At 72.2% G+C, this 16374-nt stretch carries 15 protein-coding genes; 12 read left to right on the top strand and 3 right to left on the bottom strand.

The window, feature by feature from the left end; genetic code table 11:
* Nucleotides 1-60: 60 nt before the first annotated feature.
* A complete protein-coding gene (gene holA / locus ABT403_RS33910; protein WP_344156067.1) occupies nucleotides 61-1056 on the top strand; it encodes a DNA polymerase III subunit delta in 996 nt (331 codons plus the stop codon).
* A 301-nt stretch (nucleotides 1057-1357) separates the two neighbouring features.
* On the opposite strand, the gene rpsT is transcribed toward holA, so the two are convergent.
* The gene (gene rpsT, locus ABT403_RS33905; RefSeq protein ID WP_030030523.1) at nucleotides 1358-1618 is read right to left on the bottom strand and encodes a 30S ribosomal protein S20; all 261 of its coding nucleotides are present in this window, start codon (nucleotides 1616-1618) and stop codon (nucleotides 1358-1360) included.
* Between the two features lie 198 nt (nucleotides 1619-1816).
* Here rpsT and lepA point away from each other — a divergent pair, with 198 nt between their 5' ends.
* From lepA to ABT403_RS33885, 4 genes are all read left to right on the top strand, one after another.
* Nucleotides 1817-3682 carry a translation elongation factor 4 gene (lepA, locus tag ABT403_RS33900; protein ID WP_344156060.1) on the top strand — a complete coding sequence of 622 codons (1866 nt, stop codon included), beginning with the start codon at nucleotides 1817-1819 and terminating at the stop codon, nucleotides 3680-3682.
* A 267-nt stretch (nucleotides 3683-3949) separates the two neighbouring features.
* On the top strand, nucleotides 3950-5842 hold the full coding sequence (locus tag ABT403_RS33895; protein ID WP_344156057.1) for an AMP-dependent synthetase/ligase: 1893 nt from the start codon (nucleotides 3950-3952) through the stop codon (nucleotides 5840-5842).
* Between the two features lie 57 nt (nucleotides 5843-5899).
* Nucleotides 5900-7132 carry a radical SAM family heme chaperone HemW gene (gene hemW, locus ABT403_RS33890; RefSeq protein WP_344156054.1) on the top strand — a complete coding sequence of 411 codons (1233 nt, stop codon included), beginning with the start codon at nucleotides 5900-5902 and terminating at the stop codon, nucleotides 7130-7132.
* Nucleotides 7133-7235: 103 nt separating this feature from the next.
* Complete coding sequence (locus ABT403_RS33885; protein WP_344156051.1) at nucleotides 7236-7823, top strand: Uma2 family endonuclease; 588 nt, start codon at nucleotides 7236-7238, stop codon at nucleotides 7821-7823.
* On the opposite strand, the gene ABT403_RS33880 is transcribed toward ABT403_RS33885, so the two are convergent.
* Together ABT403_RS33880 and ABT403_RS33875 are read right to left on the bottom strand one after the other, a co-directional pair.
* On the bottom strand, nucleotides 7801-8610 hold the full coding sequence (locus tag ABT403_RS33880; protein ID WP_344156048.1) for a DUF3097 domain-containing protein: 810 nt from the start codon (nucleotides 8608-8610) through the stop codon (nucleotides 7801-7803). The genes ABT403_RS33885 and ABT403_RS33880 overlap by 23 nt on opposite strands.
* A 28-nt stretch (nucleotides 8611-8638) precedes the next feature.
* A complete protein-coding gene (locus tag ABT403_RS33875) occupies nucleotides 8639-9370 on the bottom strand; it encodes an MBL fold metallo-hydrolase (protein ID WP_344156045.1) in 732 nt (243 codons plus the stop codon).
* Nucleotides 9371-9517: 147 nt separating this feature from the next.
* Between ABT403_RS33875 and hrcA the strand changes: the two genes are divergently transcribed.
* From hrcA to ABT403_RS33840, 7 genes are all read left to right on the top strand, one after another.
* On the top strand, nucleotides 9518-10534 hold the full coding sequence (gene hrcA / locus ABT403_RS33870) for a heat-inducible transcriptional repressor HrcA (RefSeq protein ID WP_344156043.1): 1017 nt from the start codon (nucleotides 9518-9520) through the stop codon (nucleotides 10532-10534).
* A complete protein-coding gene (gene dnaJ, locus ABT403_RS33865) occupies nucleotides 10535-11674 on the top strand; it encodes a molecular chaperone DnaJ (RefSeq protein ID WP_079426849.1) in 1140 nt (379 codons plus the stop codon).
* Nucleotides 11675-11819: 145 nt separating this feature from the next.
* Nucleotides 11820-12911: a nitronate monooxygenase gene (locus ABT403_RS33860; RefSeq protein ID WP_344156038.1), complete on the top strand. Its 1092-nt coding sequence runs from the start codon at nucleotides 11820-11822 to the stop codon at nucleotides 12909-12911.
* Nucleotides 12908-13654 carry a 16S rRNA (uracil(1498)-N(3))-methyltransferase gene (locus ABT403_RS33855; RefSeq protein WP_344156035.1) on the top strand — a complete coding sequence of 249 codons (747 nt, stop codon included), beginning with the start codon at nucleotides 12908-12910 and terminating at the stop codon, nucleotides 13652-13654. Before ABT403_RS33860 ends, ABT403_RS33855 begins: the two co-directional genes overlap by 4 nt.
* An 89-nt stretch (nucleotides 13655-13743) precedes the next feature.
* Nucleotides 13744-14103: a histidine triad nucleotide-binding protein gene (locus ABT403_RS33850; RefSeq protein ID WP_344156811.1), complete on the top strand. Its 360-nt coding sequence runs from the start codon at nucleotides 13744-13746 to the stop codon at nucleotides 14101-14103.
* A gap of 6 nt (nucleotides 14104-14109) precedes the next feature.
* Entirely contained in the window at nucleotides 14110-15012 is a 903-nt protein-coding gene (locus tag ABT403_RS33845; RefSeq protein WP_344156032.1) for a ribonuclease Z, read from the top strand.
* 148 nt (nucleotides 15013-15160) lie between these two features.
* Nucleotides 15161-16258: a carbohydrate kinase family protein gene (locus tag ABT403_RS33840; RefSeq protein ID WP_344156029.1), complete on the top strand. Its 1098-nt coding sequence runs from the start codon at nucleotides 15161-15163 to the stop codon at nucleotides 16256-16258.
* Nucleotides 16259-16374 lie beyond the last annotated feature (116 nt).

Genomic DNA, 16374 nt, shown 5'->3' with positions numbered 1-16374 from the left:
GCATCATTCTCGTGCACCGGGGGCCGGGGGCTGTCAGTGCGGCGTGGGATGCTGGAGCCGATGGCCACCAGGAAGAACCCCACCGACGATCCCCTCGCCCCGATCACCCTCGCGGTGGGGCAGGAGGACCTGCTGCTCGACCGCGTCGTCCGGGACGTGGTGAAGGCCGCCCGCGCGGCCGACGCCGACACGGACGTGCGGGACCTCACCTCCGACCAGCTCCAGCCCGGCACCCTGGCCGAGCTGACGAGCCCGTCGCTCTTCTCCGAGCGCAAGGTCCTGATCGTGCGGAACGCGCAGGACCTCGGCGCGGACACGGTGAAGGAGGTCAAGGCCTACCTCACCGCCCCGTTCGAGGAGATCACCCTCGTCCTCCTCCACGCGGGCGGGGTCAAGGGCAAGGCCGTCCTGGACGCCGCCCGCAAAGCGGGGGCCCGGGAGGTCGCCTGCCCGAAGATGACGAAGGCCGCCGACCGGCTCTCGTTCGTACGGGCCGAGTTCCGGGCGCTGGGGCGTTCGGCCACCCCCGAGGCCTGCCAGAACCTGGTCGACGCGATCGGCGCCGACCTGCGGGAGCTGGCGAGCGCGGTGACGCAGCTGTGCGCGGACGTCGAGGGCACCATCGACGAGGCCGTGGTCGGCCGCTACTACACCGGCCGGGCCGAGGCCTCCAGCTTCACCGTCGCCGACCGGGCGGTCGAGGGGCGGGCGGCGGAGGCCCTGGAGGCCCTGCGCTGGTCCCTGGCCACCGGGGTGGCGCCGGTGCTGATCACCAGCGCGCTGGCGCAGGCCGTCCGGGCGATCGGGAAGCTGGCCTCCGCCCCGCGCGGAGCCCGCCCGGGCGACCTCGCACGGGACCTCGGGATGCCGCCGTGGAAGATCGACCGGGTCCGGCAGCAGATGCGGGGCTGGTCGGCGGACGGGGTCTCCGAGGCCCTGCGGGCCGTCGCGCTGGCCGACGCGGGCGTCAAGGGCGGCGGGGACGATCCCGAGTACGCGCTGGAGAAGGCCGTCGTGGCGGTGGCGCGGGCCGCCAGGCCCTCGCGGGGGCGGTAGCGGTTCCCTCCTGGGGTTCCCCCGGGGGCTCCGCCCCCGGACCCTCCCCGGCCACCGCTCGCCCTCAGGTCCTGCCCCGGCTACCGCAGGGATGCCCGCGAGCCTCGAACGCCGACGAGGCCGGACGCGCGAAGGCCCCGGCCTCCGCCCTGGGGAAGGGCGGGGGCCGGGGCCTTCGGTCACTGCTGTGTGCGCCGCACCCGCGTGGCGAACGCAGGCCGCGTGCGGCGCTGGGTGCCGGTCAGGAGCGGATGAGAGGGCCCGCTTGGTCCTTCCCGGCGTTCACATCGAGTGCGGAACCTCAGATGGCGGCAACCTTGGAGGCCAGCGCCGACTTCTTGTTGGCGGCGGCGTTCTTGTGGATGACACCCTTCGAGACGGCCTTGTCCAGCTTCTTGGAAGCCAGGCGGGCCGCAGCGGTGGCCTTCTCCGCGTCGCCGGCGAGGATGGCCTCGTTGGCCTTGCGGATGAAGGTGCGCAGCTCGGACTTGACCGACTTGTTGCGAAGGCGGGCCTTCTCGTTGGTCTTGTTCCGCTTGATCTGGGACTTGATGTTCGCCACGAAAGAGCCTTTTCAGGTTCAGAGTATTTTTCCGGACGTGCCTCGAGTGCTGAGAGGGCATGCGAGACACAGCCACCCAGGCTACCAGGCGCGCTTCGACCGGCCCAAACCGAGCGCATCGCCCGGTCCATGGGACCATGGGAGCCTGCGTACCGTTCGACAGCAGATCCGACAGCGACCCGAGAATCAGGACACTGCGTGCCCGCCATCCCCAGCCACGTGCCCGAGCCGAGCCGTACCGACCCGGCGCTGATCCGCAATTTCTGCATCATCGCGCACATCGACCACGGCAAGTCGACCCTCGCCGACCGGATGCTCCAGCTCACCGGTGTCGTCGACCAGCGGCAGATGCGCGCCCAGTACCTCGACCGCATGGACATCGAGCGTGAGCGCGGCATCACGATCAAGTCGCAGGCGGTCCGCCTGCCCTGGGCCCCCACCGAGGGCGCCGGGACCGGGACCACGCACATCCTGAACATGATCGACACCCCCGGTCACGTCGACTTCACCTACGAGGTCTCGCGCTCCCTCGCCGCCTGCGAGGGCACGATCCTCCTGGTGGACGCCGCCCAGGGCATCGAGGCCCAGACCCTCGCCAACCTGTACCTGGCGATGGAGAACGACCTCGCGATCGTCCCGGTCCTGAACAAGATCGACCTGCCGGCCGCCCAGCCGGAGAAGTTCGCCGAGGAACTGGCGAACCTGGTCGGCTGCGACCCCGACGACGTCCTGCGCGTCTCGGCGAAGACCGGCCTCGGCGTCGACGCGCTGCTCAACCGCGTGGTCGACACCGTCCCGGCCCCGGTCGGCGTCAAGGACGCCCCCGCCCGCGCGATGATCTTCGACTCGGTCTACGACTCGTACCGCGGCGTGGTCACGTACGTCCGTGTCGTCGACGGCACGCTCAACAAGCGCGAGCGCATCCGCATGATGTCGACGAACGCCACGCACGAGCTGCTGGAGATCGGTACCAACTCGCCCGAGATGCTGCCTGCCGACGGCCTGTCCGTCGGTGAGGTGGGGTACCTGATCACCGGCGTGAAGGACGTCCGCCAGTCCAAGGTCGGCGACACCATCACGCAGATGACGGGCGGCGCCACCGAGTCCCTCGGCGGCTACAAGGACCCGAAGCCGATGGTCTTCTCGGGCCTGTACCCGCTCGACGGCTCGGACTACCCGGAGCTGCGCGAGGCCCTGGACAAGCTCCAGCTCAACGACGCCGCGCTCGTCTACGAGCCGGAGACCTCGGCGGCGCTCGGCTTCGGCTTCCGCGTCGGCTTCCTCGGCCTGCTCCACCTGGACGTGGTCCGCGAGCGCCTGGAGCGCGAGTTCGGCCTCGACCTGATCGCCACCGCGCCCAACGTGGTCTACCGGGTGGTGCTGGAGGACGGCAAGGAAGTCACCGTCACCAACCCGAGCGAGTTCCCCGAGGGCAAGATCAAGGACGTCTTCGAGCCGGTCGTCCGCGCCACCGTCCTCGCGCCGACCGAGTTCATCGGCGCGATCATGGAGCTCTGCCAGACCCGCCGCGGCACGCTGCTCGGCATGGACTACCTCTCCGAGGACCGGGTCGAGATCCGTTACACGCTCCCCCTCGCGGAGATCGTGTTCGACTTCTTCGACCAGCTGAAGTCCAAGACGCGCGGTTACGCCTCGCTCGACTACGAACCCACCGGTGAGCAGGCCTCCAGCCTGGTCAAGGTGGACATCCTGCTGCACGGCGACAAGGTCGACGCCTTCTCCGCCGTCTGCCACAAGGACGCCGCCTACGCCTACGGTGTGCGCCTGGTCGCCAAGCTGCGCGAGCTCATCCCGCGGCAGGCCTTCGAGGTGCCGATCCAGGCGGCCGTCGGCTCCCGCGTCATCGCCCGCGAGACCATCCGCGCCATCCGCAAGGACGTCCTCGCCAAGTGCTACGGCGGTGACATCTCCCGTAAGCGGAAGCTGCTGGAGAAGCAGAAGGAAGGCAAGAAGCGCATGAAGATGGTCGGCTCCGTGGAGGTGCCGCAGGAGGCCTTCATCGCCGTCCTCTCCAGCGACGAGTCCGGCGGCAAGAAGAAGTAGCCGCGGCCGTTCCCATGTCGCGCGAAAAGGGCCCACATGCACACGCATGGGGGCCCTTTTCGTTATGAAGCGGCGGCTCAGGGGCCCTTACGCACCGGGCGGGCGGCCTCTACCCTGATCAAAGCTCGATGGTTACCGGCCAGTTAACCGGCCGGTAACGCAACCGGTAACGAATCATGCCAGCCGCGTACCCGGCGGCTGCGCCCCGCCAGTCCCAAGCGCCCCACGCCCACGCCCTGGCCGCGTGGACCCGGTCCGGAGGATGTCGTGAGCGACACACAGACCTTGATCGAGAACCGCCCGCCCACCGTGGCGGCCCTCTTCCTTGACCGCGTCGCCGCCACACCCGACGGGGAGGCCTACCGCTACCCCGTGCCCCCGGCCCGCCCCGGGGAAGGCCCCGACGACTGGAAGTCGCTCAGCTGGCAGCAGGCCGCCGACCGGGTCTTCGCCATCGCCGCCGGACTCATCACCCTGGGCCTGCGCCCCGAGGAGCGCGTCGCCCTCGCCTCCAACACCCGCGTCGAGTGGATCCTCGCCGACCTGGGAGTGATGTGCGCCGGCGGCGCCGTCACCACCGTCTACCCCAGCACCAACGCGGACGAGTCCGCCTTCATCCTCGCGGACTCCGAGAGCCGGGTGCTCATCGCCGAGGACGCCAAGCAGCTGGCCAAGGCCCGCGAGCGCCGCGCCGACCTCCCCGAGCTGCGCCACGTGGTCGTCATGGAGGCCGCCGACGCGGTCCCCGCCGAGGGCGACCCGGAGGGCTGGGTGCTCTCCCTCGCCGACCTGGAGGCGCGCGGCGACGCGTACCTCGGCCAGCACCCGGCGGCCGTCAAGGAGCGGATCGCGGCCATCACCGCCGACCAGCTCGCCACCCTCATCTACACCTCGGGCACCACCGGCCGCCCCAAGGGCGTCCGGCTCCCGCACGACAACTGGTCGTACATGGCCAAGGCCACCGTGGCCACCGGCATGATCAACAGCGACGACGTCCAGTACCTGTGGCTGCCGCTCGCGCACGTCTTCGGCAAGGTGCTCACCTCCGGCCAGATCGAGGTCGGGCACGTCACCGCCGTCGACGGCCGCATCGACAAGATCATCGAGAACCTGCCGGTCGTCCAGCCCACCTACATGGCGGCCGTCCCGCGCATCTTCGAGAAGGTCTACAACGGCGTGGCCGCCAAGGCCCGGGCCGGCGGCGGCGCCAAGTACAAGATCTTCCAGTGGGCGGTCGGCGTCGCCCGCGAGTACGCCAAGGTCACCCAGGACAACTACCGCCGCACCGGCCGGGCCACCGCCCCCTTCGGCCTCTCCACCAAGCACAAGATCGCCGACGCCCTCGTCTACTCCAAGCTCCGCGAGGCCTTCGGCGGCAAACTGCGCGCCGCCGTCTCCGGCGCCTCCGCCCTCGCCCCGGAGATCGGCTACTTCTTCTCCGGCGCCGGCATCCACATCCTGGAGGGCTACGGCCTCACCGAGTCCAGCGCCGCCTCCTTCGTCAACCCCGGCGAGGCCTACCGCACCGGAACCGTCGGCAAGCCCCTGCCCGGCACCGAGGTCCGCATCGCCGACGACGGCGAGGTCCTGCTGCGCGGCCCCGGCATCATGCAGGGCTACCACCGCCAGCCCGACAAGACCGACGAGGTCCTGGAGAGCGACGGCTGGCTGCACACCGGCGACATCGGCGAGCTCTCCCCGGACGGCTACCTGCGCATCACCGACCGCAAGAAGGACCTGATCAAGACCTCCGGCGGCAAGTACGTCGCCCCCGCCGAGATCGAGGGTCAGTTCAAGGCGATCTGCCCCTACGTCTCGGCCATCGTCGTCCACGGCGCCGACCGCAACTTCTGCTCCGCCCTGGTCGCCCTCGACGAGCCCGCCATCCTCGGCTGGGCCGCCGAGAACGGCCTGGAGGACAAGACGTACGCCGAGGTCCTGGCCGCCCCCGAGACCGACCGCCTGATCGAGACCTACGTACAGACCCTCAACGAGAACCTCCAGCGCTGGCAGACGATCAAGAAGTTCCGGATCCTGCCGCGCGACCTGGACGTCGAGCACGGCGACCTCACGCCCAGCCTCAAGCTGAAGCGGCCGGTCGTCGAGCGCGAGTTCAAGCACCTCATCGAGGAGATGTACGCGGGCTCGCGCGAGGCCTGAGCCCGGCGCGGGGCCGAGGGCGTAAACGACCATGGGGCGGTGCGGGACAATGGGGCCATGCCTTCCGCACTGCCCGATGGTGACCCCATGCCCGAAGACGGCTCGCTGCCGTCGCATGCCCTGGCGGGCGCCGGGGGGCGGCCGCTGGGGTTCTACCTGCACGTCCCGTACTGCGCCACCCGCTGCGGGTACTGCGACTTCAACACCTACACCGCGACCGAGCTGCGCGGCACCGGCGGCGTCCTCGCCTCCCGCGAGAACTACGCCGACACCCTGATCGACGAGGTCCGCCTGGCCCGCAAGGTGCTCGGCGACGACCCGCGCGCCGTGCGGACCGTCTTCGTCGGCGGCGGCACGCCCACCCTGCTGCCCGCTGCCGACCTCGTCCGCATGCTCGCGGCGATCCGCGACGAGTTCGGCCTGGCCGAGGACGCCGAGGTCACCACCGAGGCCAACCCGGAGTCCGTGAACCCCGAGTACCTGGCCGAGCTGCGCGCGGGCGGGTTCAACCGGATCTCCTTCGGCATGCAGAGCGCGAAGCAGCACGTGCTCAAGGTCCTCGACCGCACCCACACCCCCGGCCGCCCCGAGGCCTGTGTCGCCGAGGCGCGCGCGGCGGGCTTCGAGCACGTCAACCTCGACCTGATCTACGGCACCCCCGGTGAGTCCGACGAGGACTGGCGGGCCTCCCTGGACGCCGCGCTCGGCGCCGGGCCCGACCACGTCAGCGCGTACGCCCTGATCGTCGAGGAGGGCACCCAGCTGGCCCGCCGGATCCGCCGCGGCGAGGTCCCGATGACCGACGACGACGTCCACGCCGACCGGTACCTGATCGCCGACGAGGTCATGGAGCGGGCCGGGTACTCCTGGTACGAGGTGTCGAACTGGGCCACCTCCGAGGCCGGCCGCTGCCTGCACAACGAGCTGTACTGGCGCGGGGCCGACTGGTGGGGCGCCGGCCCCGGCGCCCACTCGCACGTCGGCGGGGTCCGCTGGTGGAACGTCAAGCACCCCGGCGCCTACGCTGCGGCCCTGGCGGAGGGCCGCTCCCCGGGCGCGGGGCGCGAGCTCCTCTCCGAGGAGGACCGGCGGGTGGAGCGGATCCTGCTGGAGCTCCGCCTGGTCGACGGCGTCCCGCTGTCCCTGCTGGCCCCTGCGGGCCTGGCGGCCTCCCGCCGCGCCCTGGCCGACGGCCTCCTGGAGGCGGCCCCGTACGAGGCGGGGCGCGCGGTCCTGACCCTGCGGGGGCGGCTGCTGGCGGACGCGGTGGTGCGGGACCTGGTGGACTGATCCCCCAGTCGGGTGAATGCCCCCGGAACCCGGATGCCACTGCTTACGCTGGACCTAGGCTCGCCGCCGTAAGCGACGGCGGCGAACGCGGAGGACCACGGAGATGACTGCTGTGGATGACCGGCTGATCACGGATGTCGCCAAGTTCTTCGAGGACCTGGTGGTCCCGGAGGGCTTCAAGGCTGAGCTCCTCAGGGGGGACATCGTGATGATGGCCGGGCCCGACTGGGTCCACAATCTGATCATCCTGCATGTGCTGAAGCAGATTCCCCTCGACAGGTGGTATCCGGTTCAGACTCAGGACATCGCCATTCCCGGCGAGACGTCGGAGCCACAGCCTGACCTGGTGGTGGTTGAGCACGGCGCGTTCGACGGGCCCGGGAGGCTCGTTCCGGCTCCAGCGACCACTCTGCTGGTTGAGGTCGTGTCGAAGAACAGCGTCCACACCGACTACGAGATCAAGCGGTCGATGTACGCGGCTGGCCGGGTTCCGGCGTATCTGATCATCGACCCCTTCGAGGCGGTGTGCGTCCTGCTGACGAAGCCGACGGGACGGGGTGAGGAAGCGGACTACGACATGGAACTCACCACTGCGTTCGGGCTGCCGGTTCCATTGGATGTCCTGGGGATCAAACTGGACACCACCGAGTTCCGAACGCTTCCCAAATTCAAGCGCTACCGCCGGCCGTGACGAAGTCGATCAGTTCCTCCACCCGCCCCAGCAGCGTCGGCTCCAGGTCGCGGTAGGACGTCACGCGGGACAGGATGTGCTGCCAGGCGGCCCCCGTGTGCTCCGGCCAGCCCAGGGCCCGGCAGACGCCCGTCTTCCAGTCCTGGCCGCGCGGGACCTCCGGCCAGGCCCGGATGCCCAGCGCCGACGGCTTCACCGCCTGCCAGACGTCCACGTACGGGTGGCCCACCACCAGCACGTCTGGCCCGCTCACCGAGGCCGCGATCCGGGACTCCTTCGAACCCGGGACCAGGTGGTCCACCAGGACCCCGAGGCGGGCGTCCGGGCCCGGGGCGAACTCCGCCACCACCGCCGCGAGGTCGTCGACCCCCTCCAGGTACTCCACCACCACGCCCTCGATCCGCAGGTCGTCGCCCCAGACCCGCTCGACCAGCTCGGCGTCGTGGCGCCCCTCCACGTAGATCCGCCCCGCCCGCGCCACCCGCGCCCGCGCCCCGGGGACGGCGATGGAGCCCGAGGCCGTACGGGCGGGCGCGGCCGGAGCCCGTGACGGGCGGGTCAGCGTCACCACCGCGCCGTCCAGCAGGAAGCCGCGCGGCTCCAGCGGGAACACCCGGCGCTTGCCGAACCGGTCCTCCAGGGTCACCGTGCCCGCCTCGCAGGCCACCACCGCCCCGCAGAAGTCCGTGCCCGCCACCTCGACCACCAGATCGGGGTCCGCCGGCACCTCCGGCACCGGCTTGGCGCGCTTCCACTGCGGGGTCAGGTCGGGCGAGTACTCACGCATCCGGCCGACACTAGGAGCGCGGCCGCGCTCACGCCCGCGACACGCCGAAACGGTCCGCCAGTGTGGCGCGTTGCGCACGTACGAAGGCCGCGTCCACCACCGCTCCGTGACCCGGCACGTACAGCGCGTCCTCCCCGCCCAGCGACAGCAGCCGGTCCAGGGCCGCCGGCCACTGCCCCGGTACCGCGTCGGAGCCCGCCTGGGGCTCGCCCGACTCCTCGACCAGGTCCCCGCAGAACACCGTCTCCCGTTCGCCCGGCACGAAGACGGCCAGGTCGTGCTCGGAGTGCGCGGGCCCCAGGTTCGCCAGCAGCACCTGCACCCCGCCCAGCTCCAGCGTCCACTCGCCCGACACCTGGTGCCCCGGCGCCTTGAGCAGGTCGCAGGCCTCGTCGGCCTCCCCCTCCGCCAGGCCCTGGGCCACCGCGCTGTACCGGAGCTCCTCGCGGCCCCCGGGGGTGCCCAGCAGCCGGTCCAGACCGACCGCACCGAAGAACTGGGCGCCCGCGAAGGCGCCGCCGCCCAGGACGTGGTCGAAATGTCCGTGCGTGAATGCGATATGGGTCACGTGCCTCCCGGTCAGCCGCTCCGCCTCGGCACGGATCCCGGCCCCCTCCCGCACGCTCGATCCGGGGTCGATCAGGAGCACCGAGTCGTCCCCCACCACCAGCCCCACCGTGCAGTCCCACACCGGGAGCCGTCGCCGGCCCGCCCGCCCGGTCAGCCGTTCCCAGCCCGCCTCTTCCCATCGCATGTCCATGCCGCGACGCTACCCTGGCGGGCCGCCCTTGCCCCCGGCGTACTACCCGGCCGTACACTGACCGGGGGATCCCTGGCACTCGAACAGTCAGAGTGCCAACCCGGCCCGGACCGCCCGACGACCGACCCGCATCCGGAGGTGTGCGCGATGCTCAGTGAACGCAGACTCGAGGTGCTGCGCGCCATCGTCCAGGACTACGTCGGGACGGAGGAGCCCGTCGGCTCCAAGGCCCTCACCGAGCGGCACAAGCTGGGCGTCTCACCGGCCACCGTGCGCAACGACATGGCCGTGCTGGAGGAGGAGGGCTACATCGCCCAGCCCCACACCAGCGCCGGCCGGATCCCCACCGACAAGGGCTACCGCCTCTTCGTCGACAGGCTGGCCGGGGTCAAGCCGCTGTCGACGCCCGAGCGGAGGGCCATCCAGAACTTCCTCGACGGGGCCGTCGACCTCGACGACGTCGTCGGCCGTACGGTACGGCTGCTCGCGCAGCTCACCCGTCAGGTCGCCGTCGTCCAGTACCCGTCGCTGACCCGCTCCACCGTCCGGCACGTCGAGCTGCTGTCGCTGGCCCCGGCCCGGCTGATGCTCGTCCTGATCACGGACACCGGGCGGGTCGAGCAGCGCATGGTGGACACCCAGACCCCCTTCGGCGAGAACTCCCTCGCCGACCTGCGGGCGCGGCTCAACAGCCGGGTGGTCGGCCGGCGTTTCACCGACGTCCCGAATCTGGTGCAGGACCTGCCGGAGTCGTTCGAGATGGAGGACCGGGCCACCGTCAAGGCGGTGCTCGCGACCCTCCTCGAAACCCTGGCGGAGGAGGCGGAGGAGCGGCTGATGATCGGCGGCACCGCCAACCTCACTCGCTTCGGACATGATTTCCCCCTGACGATCAGGCCGGTGCTCGAAGCGCTGGAGGAGCACGTGGTGCTCCTCAAGCTGCTGGGCGAGGCCGGGGAGTCGGGGATGGCCGTACGGATCGGGCACGAGAACGCCTACGAGGGGCTCAACTCCACGTCGGTCGTGTCCGTCGGCTACGGTTCGGGCGGCGAAGCAGTCGCCAAACTCGGCGTGGTCGGACCGACCCGCATGGACTACCCCGGAACGATGGGAGCGGTACGCGCAGTGGCACGTTACGTCGGACAGATCCTGGCGGAGTCGTAAGTGGCCACGGACTACTACGCCGTACTCGGCGTGCGCCGCGACGCATCTCAGGACGAGATCAAGAAGGCCTTCCGCCGCCTCGCGCGTGAACTCCACCCGGACGTGAACCCGGACCCGAAGACGCAGGAGCGCTTCAAGGAGATCAACGCGGCCTACGAGGTCCTCTCCGACCCGCAGAAGAAGCAGGTCTACGACCTCGGCGGCGACCCGCTGTCCTCCTCGGGCGGCGGTGGCGGCGCGGGCGGCTTCGGAGCGGGCGGCTTCGGCAACTTCTCCGACATCATGGACGCCTTCTTCGGCCAGGCCTCGCAGCGCGGCCCGCGCTCGCGGACCCGCCGGGGCCAGGACGCCATGATCCGCCTCGACCTGGAGCTGGACGAGGCCGCCTTCGGTACGACCAAGGACATCCAGGTCGACACCGCCGTCGTCTGCGGCACCTGCTCCGGCGAGGGTGCCGCTCCCGGCACCTCGGCGCAGACCTGTGACATGTGCCGCGGCCGCGGTGAGGTCTCGCAGGTCACCCGGTCCTTCCTGGGCCAGGTCATGACCTCGCGCCCCTGCCCGCAGTGCCAGGGCTTCGGCACCGTGGTCCCGACCCCGTGCCCCGAGTGCGCGGGCGACGGCCGGGTCCGCTCCCGCCGCAGCCTGACGGTCAAGATCCCGGCCGGCGTCGAGAACGGCACCCGCATCCAGCTCGCGGGCGAGGGCGAGGTCGGCCCCGGCGGCGGCCCCGCCGGCGACCTGTACGTGGAGATCCACGAGCTGCCGCACCCGACCTTCCAGCGGCGCGGGGACGACCTGCACTGCACGGTCACCATCCCCATGACGGCGGCGGCCCTGGGCACCAAGTGCCCGCTGGAGACGCTGGACGGGCTGGAGGAGATCGACGTCCGCCCCGGCACCCAGTCCGGCCAGGCGATCCCGCTGCACGGGCGCGGTGTCACGCACCTGCGCGGCGGCGGGCGCGGCGACCTGATCGTCCACGTCGAGGTCACCACCCCCGGCAAGCTGGACGCCCAGCAGGAGGAGCTGCTGCGCCAGCTCGCCAAGCTGCGCGGCGAGGAGCGGCCCATGGGCCAGTTCGCGCCGGGCCAGCAGGGCCTGTTCAGCCGCCTGAAGGACGCGTTCAACGGCCGCTGACCGCCCTGCGGCAGTGCGCTCAGGAGCCCGGTACGGGAGAACCCGTACCGGGCTCCTCGCTGTTGCGCGCCCCCCGGGAAAGCGGACTATGCCAGGCGAATGCCATGATTCGGCGCCGTGACCCGGACATGGCACGATGCAGTGCATGTCCTCCGCACCGAACGGTCTCCACCCGTACCCGATCGTGCAGGCTCCCATGGCGGGCGGGGTCTCCGGCCCGCCCCTCGTCGCCGCCGTGTGCGAGGCGGGCGGGCTCGGCTTCCTGGCCGGCGGCTACAAGACCGCCGACGGCATGTACCAGGAGATCAAGCAGACGCGCGGGCTCACCCGGCGCCCCTTCGGCGTGAACCTCCTCCTGCCGCAGACCGCCCACGCCGACCCCGCCGCCGTCGAGGCCTACCGCGGGCAGCTGGCGGGCGAGGCGAGCTGGTACGAGGTCTCCCTCGCCGAGGAGGACATCATCGGCACCGACGACGACGGCTACGACGCCAAGCTCGCCATCCTGCTGGAGGACCCGGTCCGGGTCGTCTCCTTCACCTTCGGCTGCCCCGATCCGGCCGCCCTCGCCCGGCTGCGGGCCGTCGGCACGTACACGGTCGTCACCGTGACCTCGGCCGACGAGGCCCGCACCGCCCAGGCGGCCGGCGCCGACGCCGTCTGCGTCCAGGGCGTCGAGGCCGGCGGCCACCAGGGCACCCACCGCGACGACCCGCAGACCGACGGCACGGCGGGCGTCGGCCTGCTCGCGCTGGTCACCCAGGTGCGGGAGGCCGTGGCGCTGCCGATCATCGCGGCGGGCGGGGTGATGCGCGGCGCGCAGATCGCGGCGCTGCTCGCGGCGGGCGCGGACTGCGCGCAGCTCGGCACGGCCTTCCTGGCCTGCCGGGAGTCGGGCGCCCACCCGCTGCACAAGAAGGCCCTGACCGACCCGATGTTCCCGCACACCGAGCTCACCCGGGCCTTCTCGGGCCGTCCCGCGCGGGGCCTGGTGAACCGCTTCATGCGCGAGCACGGCCCGTACGCCCCGGCCGCCTACCCCCGGATCCACCACATGACGGCGGGGCTGCGCAAGGCGGCCGCCGCCGCCGGGGACCCGCAGGGCATGGCGCTGTGGGCGGGGCAGGGGCACCGGCTGGCCCGGGCGCTGCCGGCGGGGGAGCTGGTGGAGGTGCTGGCGGCCGAACTGGCCGAGGCGCAGAGCGCGTTGAAGGTGTTGCAGATGAGGAGAGCGTCATGACGGCCCCCGTGTTCGTGGTCGAAGAGGTCCCCGCGGGGCCGGAGTTCGTGCTGGAGGGCCCCGAGGGGCGGCACGCGGTGGCCGTGAAGCGGCTGAACCCGGGTGAGGACGTCGTCCTCACCGACGGGCGCGGCCGCTGGTCGCAAGGGGTGGTCAAGGCGGCTGAGGGCAAGGACCGCCTGGTGGTCACGGACCTGCACGGGATCGTGGAGGAGCCGGAGCCGGCCGTGCGGATCACGGTGGTGCAGGCGCTGCCCAAGGGCGACCGGGGCGAGGTGGCCGTGGAGACGATGACGGAGACCGGCGTCGACGCCATCGTGCCGTGGCAGGCCTCGCGGTGCATCACCCAGTGGCGGGGCGAGCGCGGGGCCAAGTCCCTGGCCAAGTGGCGGGCCACCGCCCGCGAGTCGGGCAAGCAGTCGCGCCGGGTCCGCTTCCCGGAGGTCGGCGAGGCGCTCTCCACGAAGCAGGTGGCCGCGCTGCTGGCGACCGCCGACCTGGCGATGGTGCTCCACGAGGACCGTGAGGCGGCCTCCGAGCCGCTGGCGACGGCCGCGCTGCCCGCGTCGGGCTCGGTGGTCCTGGTGGTCGGCCCCGAGGGCGGGGTCTCCCCGGAGGAACTGGCCGTCTTCGCGGAGGCGGGCGCCCGCCCGTACCGCCTGGGCCACAGCGTCCTGCGCACCTCGACGGCGGGCACGGCGGCCACCGCCGTCCTGCTGGCCCGCACGGGCCGCTGGTCGTAGCGGCGTCGAACCCCGCTCGGCCGCCGGGCCGGGCGGGGGCCCGGGCCGGTAGCATGCCCCGACCGATCAACATCACGGGAGGCGTGGCCATGGCCGGGGAACCGCAGGCGGACTGCCTGTTCTGCAAGATCGTCGCGGGCAGTGTCCCCGCGACCGTGGTCCGGGAGACCGAAACCACCGTCGCCTTCCGGGACATCAACCCGCAGGCGCCGACCCACGTGCTCGTCATTCCGAAGTTGCACTACCCCGACGCGGCCTCGCTCGCCGCCGCCGAGCCTGCCGTGGTCGCCGACATACTGCGTGAGGCCGGGCGGATCGCCGCCGACGAGAAGATCGACGACCACGGCTACCGGGTGGTCTTCAACACCGGCGCCGGCGCCGGCCAGACCGTCTTCCACGCCCACCTGCACGTCCTGGGCGGCCGCGGCCTCCAGTGGCCCCCCGGGTAGTCGTTCGTGTCCGTACGCGAGTTCGTGGTCCTCGGCACCGCCAGCCAGGTACCCACCCGGCACCGCAACCACAACGGCTACCTGCTGCGCTGGGACGGCGAGGGCATCCTCTTCGACCCGGGCGAGGGCACGCAGCGGCAGATGCTGCGGGCCGGGGTCGCGGCCCACGACATCAACCGGATCTGCGTCACGCACTTCCACGGTGACCACAGCCTCGGCCTGGCCGGGGTGATCCAGCGGATCAACCTCGACCAGGTCCCGCACCCGGTGACCGCGCACTACCCGGCCTCCGGGCAGAAGTTCTTCGACCGGCTCCGGTACGCGACCGCCTACCGGGAGACGGTGCGGCTGCGGGAGGAACCCGTCGCGGAGGACGGGGTGCTGGCGCACGGCCCCTCGTACGTCCTCGAGGCCCGGCGCCTCTCGCACCCCGTGGAGTCCTTCGGCTACCGGCTGACCGAGCCGGACGGCCGGCGGATGCTGCCGGAGCTGCTCGCGCGGCACGGGATCAAGGGTCCGGACGTGGGGCGGATCCAGCGTGAGGGGCGGCTGGGGGAGGTCACCCTGGAGGACGTCAGCGAGCACCGGGCCGGGCAGCGGTTCGCCTTCGTGATGGACACCCGGCTGTGCCCGGGGGTCCGGGAGCTGGCGGAGGGCTGCGACATGCTGGTCATCGAGTCCACGTTCCTCGACGCGGACAGGGCCCTCGCGCAGGACCACGGTCACCTCACCGCCGGGCAGGCGGCCGGGGTGGCCCGGGACGCGGGCGTCCGGCACCTGGTCCTGACGCACTTCTCCCAGCGGTACCCCGACCCCGCGGAGTTCGAACGGCAGGCGCGCGGGGCGGGGTTCGAGGGCGAGCTGACGGTCGCGGCCGACCTGTCCCGGGTCGCCCTGCCGAAGCGTTAGCGTCAAGGGCGGGACCAGCGGGGCGAGGGTGGAAGGAGAGCCCGGCTCAGGTGAGGTGCGTCACACTGGGTTTGGCCTCCGGGTGCCCGGGCAGTCCTGGCAGCCCGCCAGCCGAACGCAGAAACGACACTTCAACGGGGAGTACACCGTGACCAGTCGGGACAGCCGCACCAGCCGCCCCGGAACACTCGACCCGCTGGGCCCGCTGCGCGACCCCCTGGAGCCGGGCTGCGACGTCTTCCTGACCGGCACGGTCTTCCTCGACATCATCTTCACCGGCCTCGACTCCGCCCCCGTCCGGGGGACGGAGTCCTGGGCCCGGGGCATGGGCTCCAGCCCCGGCGGCGTCGCCAACATGGCCACCGCCCTGGCCCGGCTCGGCCTGCGCACCTCCCTCGCCGCCGCCTTCGGCGACGACCACTACGGCGAGTACTGCTGGGACGCCCTGGAGCAGGGCGAGGGCATCGACCTGTCCATGTCGCGCACCGTCCCCGGCTGGCACAGCCCGGTCACCGTCTCCATGGCCTACGAGGGCGAGCGCACGATGGTCTCCCATGGCCACGAGGCCCCGCCCCCGGCCGGCCCCGGCCCGTTCCCCTGGTGCCCGCCGCGGACCCGGGCCGCCGTGGCCTCGCTCTCCGCCGGCCGCCGCGAGGACTGGATCGGCGAGGCGGCCCGCCGGGGCTCGCGGGTCTTCGCCGACGTGGGCTGGGACGACACCGGCCGCTGGGACCTCGGCGCCCTGGCCGACCTGGAGCACTGCGAGGCCTTCCTGCCCAACGCCGGCGAGGCCATGCGGTACACCCGCACCGACTGTCCCCGCGCCGCGGCCCGGGCACTGGCGGAGAAGGTGCCGGTCGCGGTGGTGACGATGGGCTCCGAGGGCTCGTACGCCGTGGACTCCCGGACGGGGGAGACGGCGGAGGTCCCCGCGATCGCCGTGGAGGCCCTGGACCCGACGGGAGCCGGGGACGTGTACGTGGCCGGGTTCGTCACCGGCAGCCTCGCGGGCTGGCCGCTGGCGGACCGGCTGGCCTTCGCCGGCCTGACCGCCGCCCTCTCGGTGCAGGAGTTCGGCGGCTCCCTCTCCGCGCCGGGCTGGTCCGAGGTGGCCCACTGGTGGCGCACCGCCCCCGAGGAGCTGCGGGGCCGCTACGCCTTCCTGGACGCCCTCGTCCCGCCGGGCGCCGTCCCCTGCTACCGCCGCCGGGCCGTGCCCACCATCGGCTTCCGCAGCCCGGCCTAGGCCGGCCCGGGGCCGAGCCGGAAAACCCCTCGGGAACGCCGCGGGGTGGACGTACCCTTGGTACTCCGGAGGCCGTCGATCGGCGCGGCCCCTCAGCGGGAGGTATGCGCAGGCCA

Origin of the sequence: Streptomyces sp. NPDC000075, assembly GCF_040301925.1 — a bacterium.
Classification (GTDB): Bacteria; Actinomycetota; Actinomycetes; order Streptomycetales; family Streptomycetaceae; genus Streptomyces; species Streptomyces polychromogenes.
Note: the sequence above shows the minus strand (reverse complement) of the source record. Positions and strands in the feature narration are given on the sequence as shown.